Raw genomic sequence first — 21,533 nt, 5'->3', positions numbered from 1 at the left:
GGCTGCCGGGGCCTCCTCTCCCAGAGGGCCCCGGCAGCCTGTCGCCGTTTCCGGAGGTGGTTCAGGGGTGGCCCGGCCTCCCCGGGGCGGTTCTCGGGCGGTGAGGTCCCGGCCGGCCGGACGGGGGCCCGGCCCTAGTTGACGTTGACCGCGCTCCAGGCCGCGGCCACCGCCTTGTACTCGGTGCTGGTCGCGCCGTAGAGGTCGGAGGCAGCCTTCAGGGTCGCCGTGCGCGCGGCCTTGTAGTTGGTGGTGGAGGTGAAGTAGACGGTCAGCGCGCGGTACCAGATGGCCGCGGCCTTGTTCCGGCCGATGCCGGTGACGGTGGAGCCGTTGGAGGTCGGGCTGTTGTAGCTGACGCCGTTGATGGTCTTGGCGCCGCTGCCCTCGGCCAGCAGGTAGAAGAAGTGGTTGGCCACGCCCGAGGAGTAGTGGACGTCCACGTTGCCGACCCCGGAGTACCAGGAGTCCTTGGACGCGCCGTCCTTGGAGGGCTTGTCCATGTAGCGCAGCGGGGTGCCGTTGCCGTTGATGTTGAGCTTCTCGCCGATCAGGTAGTCCGGCACGTCCACCGGCAGGTTGGCGTACCACTCGACCATGGTGCCGAAGATGTCCGAGGTGGCCTCGTTGAGGCCGCCGGACTCGCCGGAGTAGACCAGACCGGCGGTGGCGGAGGTGACGCCGTGGGTCATCTCGTGGCCGGCGACGTCGATCGCGGTCAGCGGGTGGGTGTTGCCGGAGCCGTCGCCGTACGTCATGCAGAAGCAGGAGTCGTTCCAGAACGCGTTGACGTAGTTGGAGCCGTAGTGGACCCGGCTGCTGGCGCCGACGCCGTTGTTCTTGATGCCGCTGCGGCCGAAGGTGTTCTTGTAGAAGTCCCAGGTCGCGCCGGCGCCGAACTGGGCGTCGACCGCGGCCGACTGGGTGTTGGAGGCGAGGCCGTTGCCCCAGACGTTGTCCGCGTCGGTGTACAGCGCGTTCCCGGACGCGGCGTTGCCGGTCCACTGGTTGCCCCGCGAGCCGTCCTTGAGCTGGTAGGTCGAGCCGCTCTGGGTGGTGGTCAGGGTGACCGAGCCGACGTTGACGCCCTTGCCGCTGCCGGTCGCGGTCTGGAACTCCTCGTGGGTGGAGAGCACCTCGCCGGTGGCCGCGTCGGTGACCAGCCGCTGGCTGCTCGGGGTGCCGTCGGCGCGCTGGCCCTGCACCACCGTCTGGTACGCGAGCCGCGGGCTGCCGTCGGCCGCCCAGACCACCAGGGTGGCCGAGCCGGCGCCGTCGACCCGGCTGATCGCCGACTCGTCCTTGTCGGCCGCGATGCCGACGGTGGCCCGGACGGCACCGAGCGCCTGGGCGGACGCCTTGTCGGCGGAGAGCGACGGGGTGAGGCTCGGCAGCGACAGCTGCCCGGTGAAGGCCCGGTCCACCGAGGTGACGGAGCCGTTGGCCTTCTGGTGCACCACCAGGTCGCCACCGATCACCGGCAGGCCGCCGAGCGTCCGCTCGTAGCGCAGGTGGCGGTCGCCGTTGGCGTCCACCACGGCGTCCTTGACGACCAGCCGCTCCTGGCCGCCGAGCGCGAGCGACTGCGCGAGCGGGGCGGCCTCGCCGCCGGCCAGGGCGATCAGCGCGTCGCGCTGCTGGGTGACGGAGGGGGCGGAGGCCTGGGCGGGTGCGGCGGCGACCTGGATGGCGCCGGCCAGCAGGGCGGTGGCGGAGAGTACGGCGCCGGCTGTCAGCTTTCGCTTCACGTACGGGGTTCCTTCCGGGAAACCGCGTGTGCGCGGTCACGCCGCATACCGGGGCGCCGGGGTTGGCGCCGTGGGGCGGTAGGGCGCTGACGTGCTGCTCCCGTGCGGTCCTGGACGGCCGGTCGGTGGGTGGGGGTGACGGCCGTCGAACGGGGCTTGGACAGAAGCATGACAATCCGACAGGCGGAAAGGACAGGGCGCCGCCGGGGATTGGCCAGGTCTCGCCACTCGCCGGTACGGGTGGTCCGGGTGCGGCGGATGTCCGCTTCGGGCGTTTCGCCCCGCTGGCGGGATCCCGCCAGCGGCGGGCCTTGCCGGGCCCGCCGCCCCTTGCTACGCGGGCCCGGACGCGCGGGTGCGCACGCGCCGCCGGACGAGCGCGTGCGCACATGCTCGTCCGGACGTGCCGGTGCACGCGCCTCCGGACGCGCGAACGCCCGGGGCCTCCCCTCCCAGTGAGGGCCCCGGGCGTTCGCAGGGCCCGCCAGGCCCCGGGCGCGTTACGTCAGTTGACGTTGACGCCACTCCAGGCGGCCGCCACCGCCTGGTACTCGGCGCTGGTCGCGCCGTAGAGGTCCGCCGCCGCGCTCAGCGTGCCGGTGCGGGCCGCCTTGTAGTTGGTGGTGGAGGTGAAGTAGACGGTCAGCGCGCGGTACCAGATGGCCGCGGCCTTGTCCCGGCCGATGCCGGTGACCGTCGAACCGTTGGAGGTCGGGCTGTTGTAGCTGACGCCGTTGATGGTCTTGGCGCCGCTGCCCTCGGCCAGCAGGTAGAAGAAGTGGTTGGCCACGCCCGAGGAGTAGTGGACGTCGAGGTTGCCCACGCCGGACGACCAGGAGTCGGCCGAGCCGCCGTCCTTGGAGGGCTTGTCCATGTAGCGCAGCGGGGTGCCGTCGCCGTTGAGGTCGATCTCCTCGCCGATCAGGTAGTCCGGCTTGTCGCTGGCGAGGTTCGCGTAGAACTCGACCATGGTGCCGAAGATGTCCGAGGTGGCCTCGTTGAGGCCGCCGGACTCGCCCGAGTAGTTCAGGTTGGCGGTGGCGGAGGTGACGCCGTGGGTCATCTCGTGGCCGGCCACGTCGATCTCGGTCAGCGGGTGGCTGTTGCTCGCGCCGTCACCGTACGACATGCAGAAGCAGGCGTCGCTCCAGAAGGCGTTGACGTAGTTCTTGCCGTAGTGGACCCGGCTGGTGGCGCCGACGCCGTTGTTCTTGATGCCGTTGCGGCCGAAGGTGTTCTTGTAGAAGTCCCAGGTGGCCGCCGCGCCGAACTGGGCGTCGACCGCGGCCGACTGGGTGTCGGAGGCGAGGCCGGTGCCCCAGGCGTTGTCCGCGTCGGTGTACAGGGTGCCGGAGCCGGAGGTCCGGTTCTTGAAGTCGACGGTGGACTGGCCGCCACGGGAGGCGTCCTTCAGCGAGAAGCCGCCGGAGACGCTGGTGGTGGTCAGCGGGACGGAGCCGACGAAGACGCCCTTGCCGCTGCCGGCCGCGGTCTGGACCTGCTCGTGGGTGGAGAGCACCTCGCCGCTGGCGGCGTCGGTGACCAGCAACTGGCTGCTCGGGGTGCCGTCGGCGCGGACGCCCTCGACGGTCGTCCGGTACGCCAGGCGCGGGTTGCCGTCCGCGGCCCAGACCACCAGCTCGGCGGCGCCGGTCTGGTGGACCTCCTTCAGCGGGGACTCGTCCTTGTCGGCGGTGATGCCGACGGTGGCCTGCACGGCGCCGGAGGCCTGCGCGGCCGCCTTGTCGGCGGGGATCTGCGGGGTGAGGCTGGGCAGCGCGATCGTGGCGCCGACGGCCTTGTCCACGGCCTTCACGGCGCCGTCGGCGGCCTGGTGGACCACCAGGTCACCGCCGAGGACGGGCAGGCCGGCGAAGGTGCGCTCGAAGCGGAGGTGACGGGTGCCGTTGGCGTCCACCACGGCGTCCTTTGCGACCAGCTTCTCCTGGCCGCCCAGCGCCAGCGCCTTCGCCAGCGGGTCGGCCTGACCCTTCGCCACGGCGAGGACGGCCTCGCGCTGCTGCGACGCCTGCGCCTGGGCCGAGGGGGCGGGGGCGGCCTGGGCGGCGGTGCTCACCTGGATGACGCCGGTGAGGAGCGCGGTGGCGGAGAGTACGGCGCCGGCTGCGAGCTTTCGCTTCACGTACAGGTCCTTCCGGGAAACCGCGTGTGCGCGGTCGCACCTCGTCCCGGGGTGCCGGGGTTGGCACCTGAGGGGCGGAACGGGCGCTGACGGGCTGCTCCGTGCGGTCGAGCGGCGAGCCACCGGTGAGTGGGGCGGTGGCTGCCGGACGGGGCTGGCCGAAAGCATGACAATCCAACAAGTTAAATGACAGGTCTTGTTCATCAATTGGCCAGGTCTCGCCAGTCCGGCGGATTGTGAACAGAGCGACAAATCAGTCAAATCACCCCGTCTTGCAGCGGGTTACCGCCCGAACCGAGGCCTGATAGCGGGCCGGGCGCCGGGTCGGGAGCCAATGCCGAATCGCCGTCGGCGGGTTGGCGGGCGTTCACACCCCTGCAATGTCCTGGTACGGACCTGGCCGCCCCACTGGCGGGATCCCGCCACGTGTCTCACTTGTCCACCATCAGGACGCCTGATAGCGGCGGCCCCACCCGCCGGTACGGTAAGGAGGTGGCCAAGCCCCTCGCACTCGACTTCGACCCGATCGCCCGCGCCGACGAGCTCTGGGCCCGCCGCTGGGGCGGGGTCCCCTCGATGGCGGCGATCACCTCGATCATGCGCGCCCACCAGATCCTGCTCTCGCGGGTGGACACGGTGCTCAAGCCGTACGGGCTGACCTTCGCGCGCTACGAGGCGCTGGTGCTGCTCACCTTCAGCCGGACCGGCGAGCTCTCGCTCTCCAAGATCGGCGAGCGGCTGATGGTCCACCCGACCAGCGTCACCAACACCGTCGACCGCCTGGAGCGGGCCGGCCTGGTCGCCCGCCGGCCCAACCCGCTGGACGGCCGCGGCGTGCTCGCCTCGATCACCGACCGCGGCCGCGAGGTGGTCGAGGAGGCCACCCGGGAGCTGATGGCGATGGAGTTCGGCCTGGAGGAGTACGACGCCGGGCAGTGCCGCCAGGTGTTCGAGCTGCTCCGGCCGCTGCGGGTGGCGGCCGGCGACTTCACCGAGCCGGACGCGACCACGACCGAGCCGGACGGAACCACGACCGAGCCGGACGGAACCACGGCCGAGCCGGACGGAACCACGGCCGAGTAGCGCGCGGCCGCGGCCGGGCAGGCCGCTGCACGGCGCACCCGTAAGCGGCGGCTACCCTCGTGGGAGCGGTGCGCAGATCCGGGCGTACCGGCCGATCCCTGCCGAGCGAGGCGATGAAGAGTATGAAGGCGAACCCCCTGCTGGGCTGGTACCGGGCCCTGGCCATTGCGACCGGTGTGGCACTGCTGGTGTTCTGCGGCTTCATGGTCGCGAAGTACGGCTTCGACACCGCCGAGGACGTCACCACCTACGTCGCGATGCTGCACGGCTACCTCTACATCGGGTACTTCGTGGTCACCTTCCTGCTCGGCCAGAAGCTCAAGTGGCCGCTCGGTCGGATGATCCTCACCCTGGCCGCCGGCTGCATCCCGTTCGCCTCCTTCGTCGCCGAGCGCCGGGTGGTCCGCGAGGCCGCCGAGCAGCTCCCGGCCGGCGGTGCCGCCCGGCAGACCGCCGGCGTCTGAGCCCGGCCCCCGGCCCCCGGCGTCCGACCGCAGAGCCTCCGCGAGCGCCCCTTCCCCGACCCGGAGGAGGGGCGCTCCGGCGTTTCGGCCCGGCTTCCGTCGACAAGTACTAGGACGTCCGAGTAAATTAGTAGGACGTCCTAATAGCTGTGCCGTCCCGATGACGTGGCGGCCGTACGGAGCGGAGTTCGGGGTCATGGACGCCGAGGAGATCGAGCGCGGACGGCAGCGCTGGCAGCAGCGGTACGACAGTGCCCGCAAGCGGGACGCGGACTTCACCACCCTCTCCGGGGACGAGGTCGAGCCGGTCTACGGCCCGCCCGCCGGGCAGCCCGTCGAGGGCTTCGAGCGGATCGGCTGGCCGGGCGAGTACCCGTACACCCGTGGTCTGCACGCCACCGGCTACCGCGGGCGGACGTGGACCATCCGCCAGTTCGCCGGCTTCGGCAACGCGGAGCAGACCAACGAGCGCTACAGGATGATCCTGGAGGCGGGCGGCGGCGGCCTCTCGGTCGCCTTCGACATGCCCACCCTGATGGGGTACGACTCCGACGACGCCAAGTCGCTCGGCGAGGTCGGCCACTGCGGCGTGGCCATCGACTCGGCCGCCGACATGGAGGTCCTGTTCAAGGGCATCCCGCTCGGCGAGGTCACCACCTCGATGACGATCAGCGGCCCCGCCGTCCCGATCTTCTGCATGTACCTGGTCGCCGCCGAGCGCCAGGGCGTCGACCCGGCGGTGCTCAACGGCACCCTGCAGACGGACATCTTCAAGGAGTACATCGCCCAGAAGGAGTGGCTCTTCGCCCCGGAGCCGCACCTGCGCCTGATCGGCGACCTGATGGCGTACTGCGCCGAGGGCATCCCGGCGTACAAGCCGCTCTCCGTCTCCGGCTACCACATCCGCGAGGCCGGGGCCACGGCCGCGCAGGAGCTGGCGTACACCCTGGCCGACGGCTTCGCCTACGTCGAGCTGGGCCTCTCCCGCGGCCTGGACGTGGACGTCTTCGCTCCCGGGCTCTCCTTCTTCTTCGACGCGCACCTGGACTTCTTCGAGGAGATCGCCAAGTTCCGCGCCGCCCGCCGGATCTGGGCCCGCTGGATGCGCGACCGCTTCGGCGCCAGGACCGACAAGGCGCAGTGGCTGCGGTTCCACACCCAGACCGCCGGCGTCTCGCTGACCGCCCAGCAGCCGTACAACAACGTGGTCCGTACCGCCGTCGAGGCGCTCTCGGCGGTGCTCGGCGGCACCAACTCGCTGCACACCAACGCCCTGGACGAGACCCTGGCGCTGCCCTCCGAGCAGGCCGCCGAGATCGCCCTGCGCACCCAGCAGGTGCTGATGGAGGAGACCGGCGTCACCAACGTGGCCGACCCGCTGGGCGGCTCCTGGTACGTCGAGGCGCTCACCGACCGGATCGAGGAGCAGGCCGAGGCGATCTTCCAGCGGATCCTGGACAAGGGCCGCGAGGACCACGAGATCGGCCCCATCACCTCCGGCATCCTGCGCGGGATCGAGGAGGGCTGGTTCACCGGGGAGATCGCCGAGGCGGCCTTCCAGTACCAGCAGTCGGTGGAGAAGGGCGACAAGCGGGTCGTCGGCGTCAACTGCCACCCGCGCAGCGTCACCCCCGAGCTGGAGATCCTGCGGGTCAGCCACGAGGTCGAGCGCGAGCAGGTGCGCGTGCTGGCCGAGCGGAAGGCCGGCCGGGACGAGGCGGCGGTGCGGGCCGGGCTGGACGCGATGCTGGCGGCGGCGCGCTCGGGCGCGTCGATGATCCCGCCGATGCTGGACGCGGTGCGGGCCGAGGCCACCCTGGGCGAGATCTGCAACGCGCTGCGCGAGGAGTGGGGGATCTACCGCGAGACCGCCCGGTTCTAGGGCGCCTGCACGGCGCGGTCCCGGTTCCGGGGGCGTGCACGCAGAGAGCCGCCCCGCACGTCCTCATGTGCGGGGCGGCTCCGTGCTGCGCCTGCGGGGGCCTGCGCGCTCAGCCCCCGGTCAGGCTGGGGAAGGGCCCGAGCAGCAGGCTGGTGAAGCGCCGGGTCCAGTCGGCGGTGATCGGCTCGCCGCTGACCAGCACCCGGTGCTCGACCGTCCCCGCGATCGTGTCGAAGATGATGTCGATCTCCTCCCCGGCGCTCACCTCGTCGTCGTCCGGGGCGAGCTCGCCGCGGGCCTGGGCTGCGGCCCGGCCCTGCCGGACGAGGCGCTTCTGCGGGTCGACGATCGCCTCCCGGATCCGCCGCCGCAGCTGACGGTCGCGGGTGCCCTCGGCGAACAGCGCGAGCAGCGCGGCCTGGGTCTCCGGACGGGCCAGCAGGTCGGCGAACTGGGAGACCACCGCCTCGATGTCGGCCCGCAGGCTGCCGAGGTCGGGCATCACCAGCTCGTCGAAGAGGCTGGCGACGGCGTCCACCACCAGCTCGTTCTTGGACGGCCAGCGGCGGTACAGGGTGGTCTTGGCGACCTTGGCGCGGGTGGCCACGTGGCCCATGGTCAGCCCGCCCCAACCGAGTTCGGCGAGAGCCTCGCGGGTGGCGTCCAGGATGGCGAGGTCGGCGGCGGCGCTGCGCGGTCTGCCCTTGGCCCGGGTGGTGGTGCCGTCGGGGCCCTCCGGGGCCTGTGGGGGGTCTTCCCGGGGGGCCGGGCGCGCCGGGGTCAGGGGGGGCTGGGCGGCCGACACCGGGCCTCCTTGCGATTTACTGGTAAGTAACATGGGTGGGACCGGTAACGGTAGCGACTCCCCTCCGTCCAGGTCAGCCTGGCCACCCGGGAAAGTGGGACAGCTCACGTCCCGGGAGCGCCGGATGGGGTTGCGGCGGGGGCCCTCGGTCCAGTTACGCTACGACTCGTAGCGAAAGCAGTGACAACCAGGCGCCGCGACCCCGTGGGACGGGGGCGGCGCGGGTGCGGGTGGGGATCCGCGCCGAACGGTTCAGGCTACCGGGGGACGGGCCGTCCACCTCGGGATTCGGTACCGCGCAGCCCGCGCGGGGCGAGTTTCCGGAGGTTGGTGCCCGCCAGCAGCTCGGACGGGGGAGGATAGTGCCATGCAGCCACGGAATTCGCGTCTCAACAGCTCCGCTCTGCGCGGTGCGGTCGACCTCGCCGCAGTGAAGGCAGCCGGCGAGGCTGCCCAGAAGGCCGAGCAGGCCCGGGCCGAGCGGGCCCGTCAGGCGGCCGCCGCCGAAGCATCCGGCGTGGCGGCCCCCCAGGCCCCGTACGAGCTCGTCATCGACGTCACCGAGGACACCTTCGAGGCCGAGGTCGTCCAGCGCTCCACCGAAGTGCCGGTGGTCATCGACTTCTGGGCCGAGTGGTGCGGGCCCTGCAAGCAGCTCAGCCCGATCCTGGAGCGCCTGGCCGAGGAGTACGCCGGCCGGATCGTGCTCGCCAAGATCGACGTCGAGGCCAACCAGCTGATCGCGCAGCAGTTCGGCATCCAGGGCATCCCGGCCGTGATGGCCGTGGTGGCCGGCCAGCTGGTGCCGCTGCTCCAGGGCGCCGAGAGCGAGGCCAACGTCCGCAAGGTGCTGGACCAGCTGATCCTGGTCGCCGAGCAGCGCTTCGGCGTGGTCGGCGGCGCGGGTGCGCCGGCCGGCGAGCCGGGCGAGGCCGCGCCGTTCGTGCCGGAGGACCCGGCGCTGGAGGCCGCGCACGAGGCCCTGGACCGCGGGGACCTCGGCGGCGCGATCCAGGCGTACCAGAACGTGCTGGCCGGTCAGCCGGGCAACGCCGAGGCCAGGCTCGGCCTGGCCCAGGCGCAGCTGCTGCGCCGCGTGGAGGGGCTGGACCTGCAGGCCGTCCGGGCGGCGGCCGCGGCCGCTCCGAAGGACGTCGGGATCCAGCTCCAGGCGGCCGACCTGGACCTGGTCGGCGGTCATGTCGAGGACGCCTTCGGGCGCCTGGTGGACACCGTCGGGCGCACCTTCGGCGAGGACCGGGACACCGTCCGGCTCCGGCTGCTGGAGCTGTTCGAGGTGATCGGTGCGGACGATCCGAGGGTGACGGCGGCGCGCACGGCGCTGGCCCGCGTCCTCTTCTGAGCCCGGTCGGAGTGGTCCTGCCGGTACGTACTGGCACGGCGGGTGACCTGCGGTGTCGCTGGAGATTTGGCGACAATCCGGTCATCGCGTAAGAGGTTTACCAAATCTTGACAACACCCGTGGGCGGTCACTTCGCGTGATCGCCCACGGGTGTTTCGCTGGTGTTTCCGGCGGATTTCGCCGTCACGATTCCTCCATTTCGTCACTCAGGGTGCCCGGCGGTCCATTTTCATGATCGTTGTCATTGGATGTTGGATTACCCGTCAGTAATGAACCCCTTGTGCTTCGCCCGGGATTCAAGCAGCATCGGCGACGCCCGGTCCCAGACTTCACCCCGCCGACAGCCGGTCGGCGGACGCAGCGAGGGATCCCCACCGGGCAAGCCGCCGGCCCCGGCCGTCGGCAGGGAGGGCAGGGGGGTATCCGCGGTCCCACGGCGGTTCCTGTCCTTCGATCCGGCCGCGCGGCCCGCGCGGTCGCTGGTTGTCGCTCGGGGGTGATCGCCGATGTCGTCGGTCCTGCCCGCCGCCCCGCAGGGGTGGTCGGTGAAGGGACGGGAGTGCCGCTGTGTGCCGGCCGCTCCCGCGTCCGACGACGCCCAAGGCGCTCTCCGCTACCGAGGACGTAGCTCTCTCCCATCCCAGGCCCCCACCGGTGCGGGACGCACCGCCGGGCGCCGGAGATGTACGTCCTAGAAGGAGGACTCGCATGTCCCAGACCTACGGCAAGACCCGCTGGAAGCGCTTCGCCCTGGTGATGGTGCCCGGCCTCGCCGCCACCGCCGCGGTCGGCGTCGCGATGGCGAACAACGCGCTGGCGGCTTCGTTCAGCGTCTCCGGCCAGAACTTCAAGGTCTCCACGCAGGAGCTGCACGGTACGAACTTCGCGCAGTTCGGTTCGATCGACGCCGAGTCCAACGGCACGCCGCACCCGGTCGCCGTCTCGGCGTTCGACGAGGCCACGATCAAGGGCCTGTGCCAGTCGGTGGTGACCGACCCGAACATCATCCCCGGCCTGCCGTGGAAGCTGCCGAAGATCACCCTGCGCCTCGAGGCCGGCCAGAGCGACGACGTCGCGAAGCAGGTCTCCGCGAAGAACCTGCTGATCGACCTCGACCAGCTGAGCGCGGACGCCACCTTCACCAACATCAACATCGGCCAGGACGCCTCCACCCTGAAGGGCAGCGCCACCCAGGGCTGGAAGTCCAAGCTCGGCACCGGCCTGCCCTCGGGCGGCACCGGCTTCGCCCAGGCCGCCGACAAGGCCGACCTGTCGAACGTGCAGCAGACCGCCTGGGCCACCTCGGCCGGCACCTTCAAGCTCCAGGGCCTGAAGCTCGCGCTGCACACCGACGGCGGGCACGAGTGCTTCTGAGTCGCTGACCGGCGGCGGGTCGTCCTGATCCGCCGCCGACCACGGCACCCGGGGGGTCGGGGGCGGCGCATGCGCCGCCCCGGGCCCTCCCCCTCCCGTTTTTCGCCTCGTTCACACCATCGAGGAGCTGCACCGTGTCCAGCGCCCTTGCCGAGCTGCGGCCCGCCGAGCACGAGAACACCGTCCACTGGGTGCTTCGGGTGTTCCGTCACTTCCGCCGGTCCCGCCCGTTCTGGGGCGGCCTCATGGCCATGATCGCCGGCGTCCCGATCATGTACTTCCCTTACGCCAAGCTGTCGTTGAACGGCATGACGGTCACCATGGCGACCACGGCCGGTGCCGGGTCATTGATCATCGGGGTCCTGCTGATCGTGCTGGGCCTGACCGCCTGGTTCCAGCCGGCCGTCCGCTTCTTCGCGGGCGTCGCCACCATGCTGCTGACGCTGGTCTCGATCCCGGTCTCCAACCTGTCCGGCTTCGGCATGGCGCTGCTGCCGGGCCTGATCGGCGGCGGGCTGATGCTCGCCTGGGCACCCAACCCGCCCGAGGAGGCCGTCGAGGCCGTCGCCACCGCCGAGCCGACCGCCACCGAGCCGGCCACCGCCACCGGGGCCCCGGGCGTAGCGGCCACGGTCGTTGCTCCCGTCGCCCCCGCCGTGGAGGCCGCCACCGCTCCGCTGCCGGCCGTGCCGGGCCAGGGCGGCCCGTCGGCCCCGGCCCAGCGCAGCGCCCCGAAGCACGCCGGCGACCCCGAGGAGGCCCGGTGACCGCGCCACAGGACCAGCCGGACCAGCAGGGCCACCAGGACCGCCCGGCCCTGCCGGAGCAGCGCTCCGGACGGCACGCGGCGCGCCGCGTGCCGGTGCGGGTCCGGCTGAGAGGCCGCGCGCTGGCGATGGCCGCGGTGCCGACCGCACTGCTGATGGCCGCCACCTACACGCCGAACGCGGCGATCGCCGAGACCGCCGCCGGCAAGCCGTGTGCGACGGCGCCGGACGCCGCCCCGCAGCCGCCGGTCGTGGCGGAGACGCCGGTGCCCAAGAGCGAGCTGCCCCCGCCGCTGCCCGGTCCGTCGGTGCCGCTCCCGGACAGCCCGACGGCCGCGCCGACGAGCACACCCACGACCGTCCCGACGACCCCGGCCGTCCCCACGACCGCGGCGACCACACCGGCCCAGGCGCCCGCGTCGGCGCCGGCCGGTGCCCCCGTGCGGTCTGCGGCCACCGGCACCTCCGGCGGCGTGGTCCAGGCCGGCCTGATCGGCGACATCGTCGGCGGGATCACCAACCTGATCCACCCGAGCGGTTCGCCGAGCCCGTCGGCCCCGGCCGGCACCGCGAGCCAGGCCCCGGCCGCGACGACCGCGCCCGCCGCGGGCAACCGCGCGGTGGCCCCGGCCGCTCCGGTCGCGGGTACCCAGGCGCCGGCCGCGGGCGCCCAGGCACCCGCCGCGCCCGCGCCGTCCACCGCAGCCCCGGCGCCCAAGACCGCCCCGTCGGGTGCGTCGAGCCCGTCGGCCGCCGCCCCGGCGAGCGGGCGGGCCGGCACGGCCGCCAAGCCGTCCGCCGGCGCCAAGGCCTCCGGCGCGGCGACGCCGTCCGGCTCGGCGACGCCGTCCGGCTCCTCCTCGCCGAGTGCCGACCCGAACTGCCTGGTGCCGATGAAGGGCCTCGCGGCCGGGAGCGGGGCGGACAACCCGATCCTGGTGCCGGACCAGAACTGGACCCTGCAGACCAGCCGGCTGACCCTGAACCACGCCGTCCTGATGGGCGTGGTCAAGGTCCAGACGCCGACCACCACCAAGCGCGTGTTGAAGTTCGTGGTCGACAGCGTGGACATCGAGAACCTCGACATGTCGACGCTGGAGGGCAACGGCAAGACCTTCCACGTGAAGGGCGCGCCCGGCTCGGTCTCCACCATGCGCCAGGGGCCGGTCACGATGTATGTCGAGCGGATGTCCGGCCACCTGTCCCAGGTGCTCGGCATCCCGATCCCGATCGACCTGGGCGAGCTCACCCTCACCCCGGACGGGCCGCTGCCGCAGTGGCTTTACGACCTGATCGGCAAGCTGGAGATCCCGCTCTGGATGCAGATGACCGGTGTCACCGCGGTCCAGTCCGGCCAGTTCGGCGGCACGCTGAAGATCCCCGGCATGCAGCTCTACAACGACGACAAGCCGTACGTCGGCAACAAGTAGGCCGGCCGACATGCCCGTGGGGCGGCCCCTCCTCGACGGAGGGACCGCCCCACGGGCGTTTTCCGGGGCCTTACTCGCTCCGGGTGCCCAGGTGGTGCACCTGGACCATGTTGGTGTTGCCGGGGATGCCGGGCGGGGAGCCGGCGGTGACGATGACGGTGTCGCCCTCGTTCAGCTCGCCGATGCGGAGCAGCTCGCCGTCGACCTGGGCCACCATCGCGTCGGTCGAGCCGACCTGCTCGGTGACGTGCGCCTCGACGCCCCAGCTCAGCGAGAGCTGGTTGCGGGTGGCGTTGTCCGGGGTGAACGCGATCACCGGGATCGGCGAGCGGTACCGGGAGAGCCGGCGCGCGGTGTCACCGGACTTGGTGAACGCGACCAGGGCCTTGCCGTTGAGGAAGTCGCCCAGCTCGCACGCGGCGCGGGCGATGGAACCGCCCTGGGTGCGCGGCTTGCGGCCCGGGTTGAGCGGCTGGAGGCCCTGCGAGAGCAGCTCCTCCTCGGCCTTCTCGGCGATCCGGCTCATGGTGCGCACGGTCTCGACCGGGTACTTGCCGACGCTGGACTCGGCGGAGAGCATCACCGCGTCGGTGCCGTCCAGGATGGCGTTGGCGACGTCGGAGACCTCGGCGCGGGTCGGGCGCGAGGCGTGGATCATCGACTCCATCATCTGGGTGGCGACGATGACCGGCTTCGCGTTGCGGCGGGCCAGGGTGATCAGCTGCTTCTGGACCAGCGGCACCCGCTCCAGCGGGTACTCGACGGCCAGGTCGCCGCGGGCCACCATGATGGCGTCGAAGGCGAGGACGATCTCCTCCATGGCCTCGACGGCCTGCGGCTTCTCGATCTTGGCGATGACCGGCACGCGGATGCCGACCTCGTCCATGACCGCGTGGACGTCCTTGATGTCGGCCGCGTTGCGGACGAAGGAGAGGGCGACCATGTCGACGCCCAGCGCCAGCGCGAAGCGCAGGTCGTCCTTGTCCTTCTCGGACAGGGCGGGCACGTTCACGGCCGCGCCGGGCAGGTTGATGCCCTTGTTGTTCGAGAGCACGCCGCCCTCGACGACGACGGTCTTCACGCGGGGGCCGTCGACGCTGACGACCTCCAGGGCGATGACGCCGTCGTTGATCAGGATCGGGTCGCCGGGCTTGACGTCGCCGGGCAGGCCCTTGTAGGTGGTTCCGCAGATGTGCTGGTCACCGGGGACGTCCTCGGTGGTGATGGTGAACTCGTCGCCGTTGTCGACGGTCACCGGGCCGTTGGCGAAGGTCGCCAGACGGATCTTGGGACCCTGGAGGTCGGCCAGGACGCCGATGGCCTTGCCGGTGTCCTCCGAGACCTGGCGGACCTTGCGGTACCGCTCCTCGTGGTCCGCGTGGGTGCCGTGGCTCATGTTCAGTCGGGCGACGTTCATGCCCGCCTCGACGATGGCCTTCAGCTGTTCGTAGGAGTCCGTCGCGGGACCCAGGGTGCAGACAATTTTCGCTCGGCGCATATCGATCAGTCTATCCGTTCGTGTTATAGGTGCATTCGGCACGAAACGTGAGGAATCGCCGACGAAGGATTCCGAGGACCGAGACGACGGGGTGTCAGTACCCGGACTTCACCGGCCGGGCTGCCGGTGCACCAGGGCGAAGGCCTGTCGCGCGATCTCCAGCTCCTCGTCGGTGGGCACCACGGCGACCGCCACCCGGGAGTACGCGGGCGAGATGATCCGCGCCTCGCCGGAGCGCACCGGGTTCAGCTCGGGGTCCACCGCGATGCCCAGCTCCTCCAGTCCGGCGGTGGCCGCCGCCCGCACCGGCGCCGCGTTCTCGCCGACACCCGCCGTGAAGGCGATCGCGTCCACCCGGCCCAGGATCGCGTAGTAGCCGCCGATGTACTTGCGCAGCCGGTGGATGTACACGTCGAACGCCAGCCGCGCGTCGGCGTCGCCCTCCTCCGCGCGGCGCATGATCTCGCGCATGTCGTTGTCGCCGCACAGGCCCAGCAGGCCGCTGCGGCGGTTGAGCAGGTTGTCGATCTCGTCGATCGAGAGGCCGCCGACCCGGTGCAGGTGGAACACCACGCCCGCGTCGATGTCACCCGAACGAGTGCCCATGACGAGGCCTTCCAGCGGAGTGAGGCCCATCGAGGTCTCCACGCACCGGCCGCCGGCGACCGCCGAGGCGGAGGCGCCGTTGCCCAGGTGCAGCACGATCACGTTGACCTCGGCCGGGTCCTTGCCGAGCAGCCGGGCGGTGGCCCGCGAGACGTACTGGTGCGAGGTGCCGTGGAAGCCGTAGCGGCGCACCCGGTGCTCGTCCGCGACGGCCCTGTCCATGGCGTACCGGGCCGCGTACTCCGGCATGGAGGCGTGGAAGGCGGTGTCGAAGACGGCCACCTGCGGCAGGTCCGGGCGCAGCGCGCGGGCCACCTCGATACCGGTGATGTTGGCCGGGTTGTGCAGCGGGGCGACCGGGATCAGCCGGCGGATCTCCCGGAGCACCTCGTCGGTGATCACGGTCGGCTCGGTGAACCGCAGGCCGCCGTGGACCACCCGGTGGCCGATCGCCGCCAGCTCGGGGGAGTCCAGCCCGACGCTGTCGGCGGCCAGCTCCTCGGCGACGGCCTTCAGGGCGGCGGAGTGGTCGGGGAAGACCTGGGCGGACTCCCGCCTCTCGCCTGCGCGCGGGGTGTGCACCAGCCGGCCGCCCGCCTCGCCGATCCGCTCGACCAGGCCGGAGGCGAGCCGGGCGCCGTCCAACATGTCGATCAGCTGGTACTTCACCGACGACGAGCCGGCGTTCAGGACGAGAACACGCGTGCCTTCACTCACCGATGGACTCCTTGCGCTCCTGCGACTGGATGGCGGTGATCGCGACCGTGTTGACGATGTCCTCGACCAGCGCGCCGCGCGACAGGTCGTTGACGGGCTTGCGCAGGCCCTGGAGGACCGGGCCGACCGCCACCGCGCCGGCCGAGCGCTGGACCGCCTTGTACGTGTTGTTGCCGGTGTTGAGGTCCGGGAAGATCAGCACGGTGGCCCGGCCGGCCACCGGCGAGCCGGGCAACTTGGTGGCCGCCACGTGCGCGTCCACCGCCGCGTCGTACTGGATCGGTCCCTCGACCAGGATGTCCGGCCGCAGCCGGCGGACGATCTCGGTGGCCTTGCGGACCTTGTCGACGTCCGCGCCGGAGCCCGAGGTGCCGGTCGAGTAGGAGAGCATCGCGACCCGCGGCTCGACGCCGAACTGGGCGGCGGTGGCGGCGGACTGGATGGCGATGTCGGCCAGCTGCTGGGCGTCCGGGTCGGGGTTGACCGCGCAGTCGCCGTAGACCAGCACCCGGTCGGCCAGGCACATGAAGAAGACGCTCGACACGATGGCCGCGCCCGGCGAGGTCTTGATCACCTCGAAGGCGGGCCGGATGGTCGCGGCGGTGGAGTGCACCGCGCCGGAGACCATGCCGTCGGCGATGCCCTCCTGGACCATCAGGGTGCCGAAGTAGCTGACGTCGGTCACCACGTCCAGCGCCAGCTCGACGGTCATGCCCTTGTGCGCGCGCAGCCGGGCGTACAGCTCGGCGAACTGGCGGCGCAGCGGGCTGGTGGCCGGGTCGACGATCCGGACCTGGGCGCGGTCGGCGGCCGGGTCTTCGGCGGGGAGGCCGATGCCGAGCGCGGCGGCCTTGCGGCGGACGGCGTCCACCTCGCCGAGCAGGGTGAGGTCGCAGATGTTGCGGCGGAGCAGGATCTCGGCGGCCCGCAGCACCCGCTCCTCGGTGCCCTCGGGCAGGACGACGTGCCGACGTGCCGATCGGGCCCGCTCCAGCAGCTCGTGCTCGAACATCATCGGGGTCACCCGCTCGGACCGGCCGACCTCGATCCGGGTGGTCAACTCGGCGGTGTCCACGTGCAGTTCGAAGAGGCCGAGGGCGATCTCGGCCTTCCTCGGGCTGGCCGCGGAGAGCTTTCCCTCCAGGTGGGTGAGGGCGGCGGCGGTGATCCAGCTGCCCTCGGGGACGACCGCGACGGGGGTGCCGGGGGCGAGCCGGGCGGCCAGCGCCATCACGTTCGGGCCGGGGTGCTGGCCGAGCGTCAGCAGCACGCCGGCGATCGGCGGGGCGCCGGCGGCGTGCGCGGCCAGCGAGCCGATCACCAGGTCGGCGCGGTCCCCGGGGGTGACGACCAGGGCGCCTTCGGTCAGCGCGTCCAGGAAGGTCGGCAGCATGGCGCCGCCGAAGACGAAGCCGCGGACATCCCGGGCCAGGCCGGCCGCGTCGCCGATGAGCACCTCCGCGCCGGTGGCCTCGACCAGCTGCGCGACGGTCGGCGCGGCCAGCGCCGGCTCCTCGGGGATCACGTACGCGGGGATCGGCAGCTTCTCGGTGAGCGTGCGCTGGATCGGCTGCTTGGCGCCGGGGGCGACCCGGTTGGCGATCATCGCCAGGGTCTCGCAGCCGAGGTCGGTGTACGCGCGATGGGCGTTGCGGACCTCGGCGATCACGGCCTTGGCGTCCTCGGCGTGCCCGCCGACCACCGGGATGACGGCGGCGCCGAACTCGTTGGCGAGCCGGGCGTTGAAGGCCAGCTCGTCCGGGATGTTGGTGTCCGCGAAGTCCGTGCCCAGCACCAGCACGGCCTGGCAGCGCCGCTCCAGTGCGCGGAACCGGTCGACCAGGGTGGAGACCAGCTCGTCCTGCCCGTGCGCGGCCTGGAGCGCGGCCGCCTCCTCGTAGGTGAGCCCGTACAGCCCGGCCGGCGGCAGGTCCAGCCGGTAGCGGGTGCGGAGCAGCTCGACCACGTGGTCCGAGCCCGCTTCGCCGGGCGCGTGCGCGTGCACCAGCGGGCGGAACACCCCGACCCGGTCCACCTGGCGGGTGAGCAGTTCCATGACCCCGAGTTCGACCGCCTGCCGGCCGTCCCCCCGGTTGATCCCGGTCACGTACACGCTGCGCGCCACGGCGGCTGTCTCCGTCCCGTTGTCTCAGACAGTGGTCATGTCGACCATACCTTCGCACCGCGAACGCCCGTTCGCGAGCAGAGTCGACCGCCGGGGGCAAGGGACGAAGGTCACTGTGGGGCCTGGCCGGAGGCCGGGGACCAGGTGTTGTCCGGGCCGTCGAACTCCACCGTGACTGCCTCCGGGTGCTCGGTGATGCAGAGCTCGGTCATGCGTTTGTCCAGAAGCCAGCCGTGCGGGCGGCGCAGGCTGTTCCTCGGGCCCGCCGTCCAGCCGTCGGCGGCGAGCCCCGCGCGCAGCCGGCGGGCGATCTCGGCGGCCGGTAGACCCTCGGTGCTGCCGATGGAGAGGTCCCGGATGCAGGCGTGCAGGCTGCAGTTGCGGTCGGGGCCGGAGTCGCTCTCGATGGTCAGACCGGGAGGCAGCCGGAGTTCGGCCAGGCTCGGGGAGAACGGCTCGAACTGTGCCGTCGAGTAGAGGAAGGCGATGGCGGCCCCGATCAGCGCCTGGGCGGTGAGCGCGATGGACGCGGCAGCCTCGCGGCGGTGGGCCTGGTCCTTCGGCCGCGGCCCGCGCAGCAGCCGTTCGGCCGGCGCGCCCACCGCGATCACCAGGGCCGCCGCGTACGGGTACCCGGCCTCCGCCTCGGCTGTGGCGCGGCTGAAGAACCACTCGTACTCCAGGCCGACGGGCACGGTCGCAAGCCCTGCCAGGGCGGTGAGGACCGCCACCCCGACCACCCGGGTACGCACCAGCACCGCCCAGCAGACGAGCGGCAGCAGGACGTAGACCCACCCCAGAACCGTGAACACGCGCAAGGCCCCCGCCTGCTGATGATCAGTCTCGGGCGGGGAGCCTAGGGGCGGCCGTGGCCGGACGCAATGGTCCGGCCACGACCGGTGTGCCGATGTGCCGCGGCGCCGGTCGGGCCGGTCAGACCGGGCGGAGCCAGAGGGTGGCGAGCGGGGGGAGGATCAGTTCGGCGCTGCGGGGCTGGCCGTTCCACTCGACGGGCTCGGCCTTCACCGGGCGGGAGTTGCCGATGCCGGCGCCGCCGTAGGTCTCGGCGTCGGTGTTGAGCACCTCCTCCCAGAGCTGCTCGCGGCCGTCGAGGGCGGGCAGGCCGACCCGGTGGCCGTGGCGGACGACGGGGGAGAAGTTGCAGACCGCGACCAGCGGGGTGCCGTCGGCGGCGTAGCGGACGAACGAGAGCAGGTTGTCCTCGGCGGCGCCGCCGTCGAGCCAGCGGAAGCCGTCGGGGGTGGTGTCCAGCTCCCAGAGCGCGGGCGCGTCGAGGTACTGCCGGTTGAGGTCGCGGACGAGGCGGCGGACGCCGAGGTGGTCGCCGGCGGCCGGCCACTCCTTGTCGAGGACCCACCACTGCGGGCCGTGCTCGTGGTCCCACTCGGCGCCCTGGGCGAACTCCTGCCCCATGAAGAGGAGTTGCTTGCCGGGGTGGGCCCACATGAAGCCGAGGTAGGCGCGGTGGTTGGCGCGCTGCTGCCACCAGTCGCCGGGCATCTTGGCGACCAGCGCCTGCTTGCCGTGCACCACCTCGTCGTGCGAGATCGGCAGGACGTAGTTCTCCGAGTAGGCGTACACCATCGAGAAGGTGATCTCGTTGTGGTGGTACTTGCGGTGCACCGGCTCCTTGGACATGTAGACCAGCGAGTCGTGCATCCAGCCCATGTTCCACTTCAGCCCGAAGCCGAGGCCGCCGCTGTCGGTCGGCCGGGTGACGCCGTCCCACGCGGTCGATTCCTCGGCGATGGTGACGACGCCGGGGCAGCGGCGGTAGACGGTGGCGTTCATCTCCTGGAGGAACGCGGCGGCGTCCAGGTTCTCCCGGCCGCCGTACTGGTTGGGCGTCCACTCGCCGCCCTCGCGGGAGTAGTCGAGGTAGAGCATCGAGGCGACGGCGTCCACCCGCAGGCCGTCGATGTGGAACTCCTCGCACCAGTACACCGCGTTGGCGACCAGGAAGTTGCGCACCTCCGTGCGGCCGTAGTCGAACTCCAGGGTGCCCCAGTCGGGGTGTTCGGCGCGCAGCGGGTCGGCGGGCTCGTACAGCGGCTCGCCGTCGAAGCGGGCGAGGGCGAAGTCGTCCTTGGGGAAGTGCGCGGGCACCCAGTCGACGATGACGCCGATGCCGTGCCGGTGCAGGGTGTCCACCAGGTACCGGAAGTCGTCGGGGCCGCCGAGCCGGGCGGTGGGGGCGTAGTAGCCGGAGACCTGGTAGCCCCAGGAACCACCGAACGGGTGCTCCATGACCGGCATGAGCTCGACGTGGGTGAAGTTCAACTCCTTGAGGTAGCCGGGGAGTTCCTCGGCGATCGCACGGTAGGAGGTGAGGTCGGGCCGCCAGGACGGCAGGTGCAGCTCGTACACCGACATCGGCGCCCGGTGGTGTGCGGCGCGGGCCCGGCGGGCCATCCAGTCGCCGTCCTCCCAGCGGTACGAGGAGGAGGTGACCACCGAGGCGGTGCCGGGCGGGCACTGGGCGGCCCGGGCGAGCGGGTCGGCCTTGTCGAGCACCCAGCCCTGCCGGGTGTGGATCTCGTACTTGTACTGGGTGCCCTCGGCCAGGCCCGGCACGAACAGCTCCCAGATGCCGGAGGAGCCGAGCGAGCGCATCGGGTGCCCGGTGCCGTCCCAGTGGTTGAAGTCCCCGATCAGCCGGACGCCGGCCGCGTTCGGCGCCCAGACCGCGAAGGCGGTGCCGTGCACGCCTTCGACGGTGCGCACGTGCGAGCCGAGCGCCCGCCAGAGCTGCTCGTGCCGGCCCTCGGAGATCAGGTGGAGGTCCAGCTCGCCGAGGGTGGGCGGGATGCGGTAGCCGTCGTACTGGGCGATCGGCTCGCCTCCGGCGTACGTCACCAGGAGCCGGTAGTCGGCCGGGCCGCACTGGTAGAGCTCGGCGCCGGCCAGCAGACCGGTGAAGAGGCCGCCCTGCTGGTGGGTGAGTTCGGCCGGGCCGTGCGCGGTCTCCACGACGACGCGCTCGGCGAACGGGCGCAGCACCCGGATCGCGGTGCCGCCGTGCACCGGGTGGGCCCCGAGGAGGGCGTGCGGGTCGTGGTGCTGCCCGCCGACCAGCCGGTCCACCTCGGAGGGCGGCAGCGGCGCCTCGGGCAGCCGCAGGACGCCGCCGGGCACGCTGCTCGGCGCACCGCCGGGCGCACCGCCGGGCGCACCGTCCGGCGAGGGGGCAGGGGCGGGGCGCGCCGCCGCACGCGGCTCGGCCCGTCGGGGCGCGGCGGGCTCGCGCTGGGGGGAGTCCGCGTCCGCCAGGAAGGTGGCGGGCACGTTGCGGGTGGTGCGGCCGGGCGGGTCGAGCGGCGTCACGGCTGGTCCTCCTGCGGAATCGGGGTGGCCGCGGGAACGTCGGCGGCGGGGTGGGTCCGCTCCGGGGGCGGGAGCGGGGCAGGGCGGGAGCGGGGCGGGAACGGGGCAGGGCGGAGCGGGTCAACGGCGGATCGGCGGGGAGGACGTGGGCAACGGAGCAGGTCGGCACGGAGCGGGTCGGCG

15 protein-coding genes are annotated in these 21,533 nt (G+C 72.3%); 7 read left to right on the top strand and 8 right to left on the bottom strand.

Annotation, left to right across the window (positions count from 1 at the left end):
- Positions 1-134: 134 nt before the first annotated feature.
- Together OG286_RS14765 and OG286_RS14760 are read right to left on the bottom strand one after the other, a co-directional pair.
- Positions 135-1,748: a M4 family metallopeptidase gene (locus tag OG286_RS14765; RefSeq protein ID WP_396320874.1), complete on the bottom strand. Its 1,614-nt coding sequence runs from the start codon at positions 1,746-1,748 to the stop codon at positions 135-137.
- Between the two features lie 505 nt (positions 1,749-2,253).
- The gene (locus OG286_RS14760; RefSeq protein ID WP_396320875.1) at positions 2,254-3,891 is read right to left on the bottom strand and encodes a M4 family metallopeptidase; all 1,638 of its coding nucleotides are present in this window, start codon (positions 3,889-3,891) and stop codon (positions 2,254-2,256) included.
- A gap of 492 nt (positions 3,892-4,383) precedes the next feature.
- Here OG286_RS14760 and OG286_RS14755 point away from each other — a divergent pair, with 492 nt between their 5' ends.
- The 3 genes from OG286_RS14755 (at position 4,384) to OG286_RS14745 (ending at position 7,320) form a co-directional block, all read left to right on the top strand.
- Positions 4,384-4,974, top strand: coding sequence for a MarR family winged helix-turn-helix transcriptional regulator (locus OG286_RS14755; protein ID WP_405361384.1), 591 nt, complete (start codon positions 4,384-4,386; stop codon positions 4,972-4,974).
- A gap of 122 nt (positions 4,975-5,096) precedes the next feature.
- Entirely contained in the window at positions 5,097-5,438 is a 342-nt protein-coding gene (locus OG286_RS14750; RefSeq protein WP_376154994.1) for a DUF3817 domain-containing protein, read from the top strand.
- Between the two features lie 196 nt (positions 5,439-5,634).
- Positions 5,635-7,320 (top strand): methylmalonyl-CoA mutase, encoded by a 1,686-nt coding sequence (locus OG286_RS14745; RefSeq protein ID WP_396320876.1) that lies wholly within the window; start codon positions 5,635-5,637, stop codon positions 7,318-7,320.
- A 109-nt stretch (positions 7,321-7,429) separates the two neighbouring features.
- On the opposite strand, the gene OG286_RS14740 is transcribed toward OG286_RS14745, so the two are convergent.
- The gene (locus OG286_RS14740; protein ID WP_396320877.1) at positions 7,430-8,125 is read right to left on the bottom strand and encodes a TetR/AcrR family transcriptional regulator; all 696 of its coding nucleotides are present in this window, start codon (positions 8,123-8,125) and stop codon (positions 7,430-7,432) included.
- 367 nt (positions 8,126-8,492) lie between these two features.
- On the opposite strand from OG286_RS14740, the gene OG286_RS14735 reads away from it, so the two are divergent.
- The 4 genes from OG286_RS14735 (at position 8,493) to OG286_RS14720 (ending at position 13,059) form a co-directional block, all read left to right on the top strand.
- Positions 8,493-9,488 (top strand): tetratricopeptide repeat protein, encoded by a 996-nt coding sequence (locus OG286_RS14735; protein WP_405365342.1) that lies wholly within the window; start codon positions 8,493-8,495, stop codon positions 9,486-9,488.
- 708 nt (positions 9,489-10,196) lie between these two features.
- Positions 10,197-10,862 (top strand): DUF6230 family protein, encoded by a 666-nt coding sequence (locus OG286_RS14730; RefSeq protein ID WP_396320879.1) that lies wholly within the window; start codon positions 10,197-10,199, stop codon positions 10,860-10,862.
- A 134-nt stretch (positions 10,863-10,996) separates the two neighbouring features.
- On the top strand, positions 10,997-11,629 hold the full coding sequence (locus OG286_RS14725) for a DUF6114 domain-containing protein (protein ID WP_396320880.1): 633 nt from the start codon (positions 10,997-10,999) through the stop codon (positions 11,627-11,629).
- Positions 11,626-13,059 (top strand): hypothetical protein, encoded by a 1,434-nt coding sequence (locus OG286_RS14720; protein WP_396320881.1) that lies wholly within the window; start codon positions 11,626-11,628, stop codon positions 13,057-13,059. The genes OG286_RS14725 and OG286_RS14720 overlap by 4 nt, the downstream gene beginning before the upstream one ends.
- 70 nt (positions 13,060-13,129) lie before the next feature.
- On the opposite strand, the gene pyk is transcribed toward OG286_RS14720, so the two are convergent.
- From pyk to glgB, 5 genes are all read right to left on the bottom strand, one after another.
- Entirely contained in the window at positions 13,130-14,557 is a 1,428-nt protein-coding gene (gene pyk / locus OG286_RS14715; protein WP_396320882.1) for a pyruvate kinase, read from the bottom strand.
- 108 nt (positions 14,558-14,665) lie between these two features.
- The gene (locus OG286_RS14710; RefSeq protein ID WP_396320883.1) at positions 14,666-15,880 is read right to left on the bottom strand and encodes an acetate kinase; all 1,215 of its coding nucleotides are present in this window, start codon (positions 15,878-15,880) and stop codon (positions 14,666-14,668) included.
- Positions 15,873-18,005 carry a phosphate acetyltransferase gene (gene pta / locus OG286_RS14705; protein ID WP_396320885.1) on the bottom strand — a complete coding sequence of 711 codons (2,133 nt, stop codon included), beginning with the start codon at positions 18,003-18,005 and terminating at the stop codon, positions 15,873-15,875. Before pta ends, OG286_RS14710 begins: the two co-directional genes overlap by 8 nt.
- A gap of 110 nt (positions 18,006-18,115) precedes the next feature.
- The gene (locus OG286_RS14700) at positions 18,116-18,817 is read right to left on the bottom strand and encodes a hypothetical protein (RefSeq protein WP_396320886.1); all 702 of its coding nucleotides are present in this window, start codon (positions 18,815-18,817) and stop codon (positions 18,116-18,118) included.
- A 121-nt stretch (positions 18,818-18,938) separates the two neighbouring features.
- Entirely contained in the window at positions 18,939-21,350 is a 2,412-nt protein-coding gene (glgB, locus tag OG286_RS14695; protein ID WP_405361389.1) for a 1,4-alpha-glucan branching enzyme, read from the bottom strand.
- Positions 21,351-21,533: the final 183 nt, after the last annotated feature.

Source organism: Kitasatospora sp. NBC_00039 (assembly GCF_045160625.1).
GTDB lineage: Bacteria > Actinomycetota > Actinomycetes > Streptomycetales > Streptomycetaceae > Kitasatospora.
The sequence above is the reverse complement of the archived record's forward strand: the minus strand, read 5'-3'. Positions and strand labels throughout refer to the sequence as shown.

Excerpts from the sequence above, each read along its gene's own strand:
- OG286_RS14730 (WP_396320879.1), top strand. The coding sequence starts at position 10,197 with ATGTCCCAGACCTACGGCAAGACCCGCTGGAAGCGCTTCGCCCTGGTG.
- pyk (WP_396320882.1), bottom strand. The coding sequence starts at position 14,557 with ATGCGCCGAGCGAAAATTGTCTGCACCCTGGGTCCCGCGACGGACTCC.
- OG286_RS14750 (WP_376154994.1), top strand. The coding sequence starts at position 5,097 with ATGAAGGCGAACCCCCTGCTGGGCTGGTACCGGGCCCTGGCCATTGCG.
- OG286_RS14745 (WP_396320876.1), top strand. The coding sequence starts at position 5,635 with ATGGACGCCGAGGAGATCGAGCGCGGACGGCAGCGCTGGCAGCAGCGG.
- OG286_RS14735 (WP_405365342.1), top strand. The coding sequence starts at position 8,493 with ATGCAGCCACGGAATTCGCGTCTCAACAGCTCCGCTCTGCGCGGTGCG.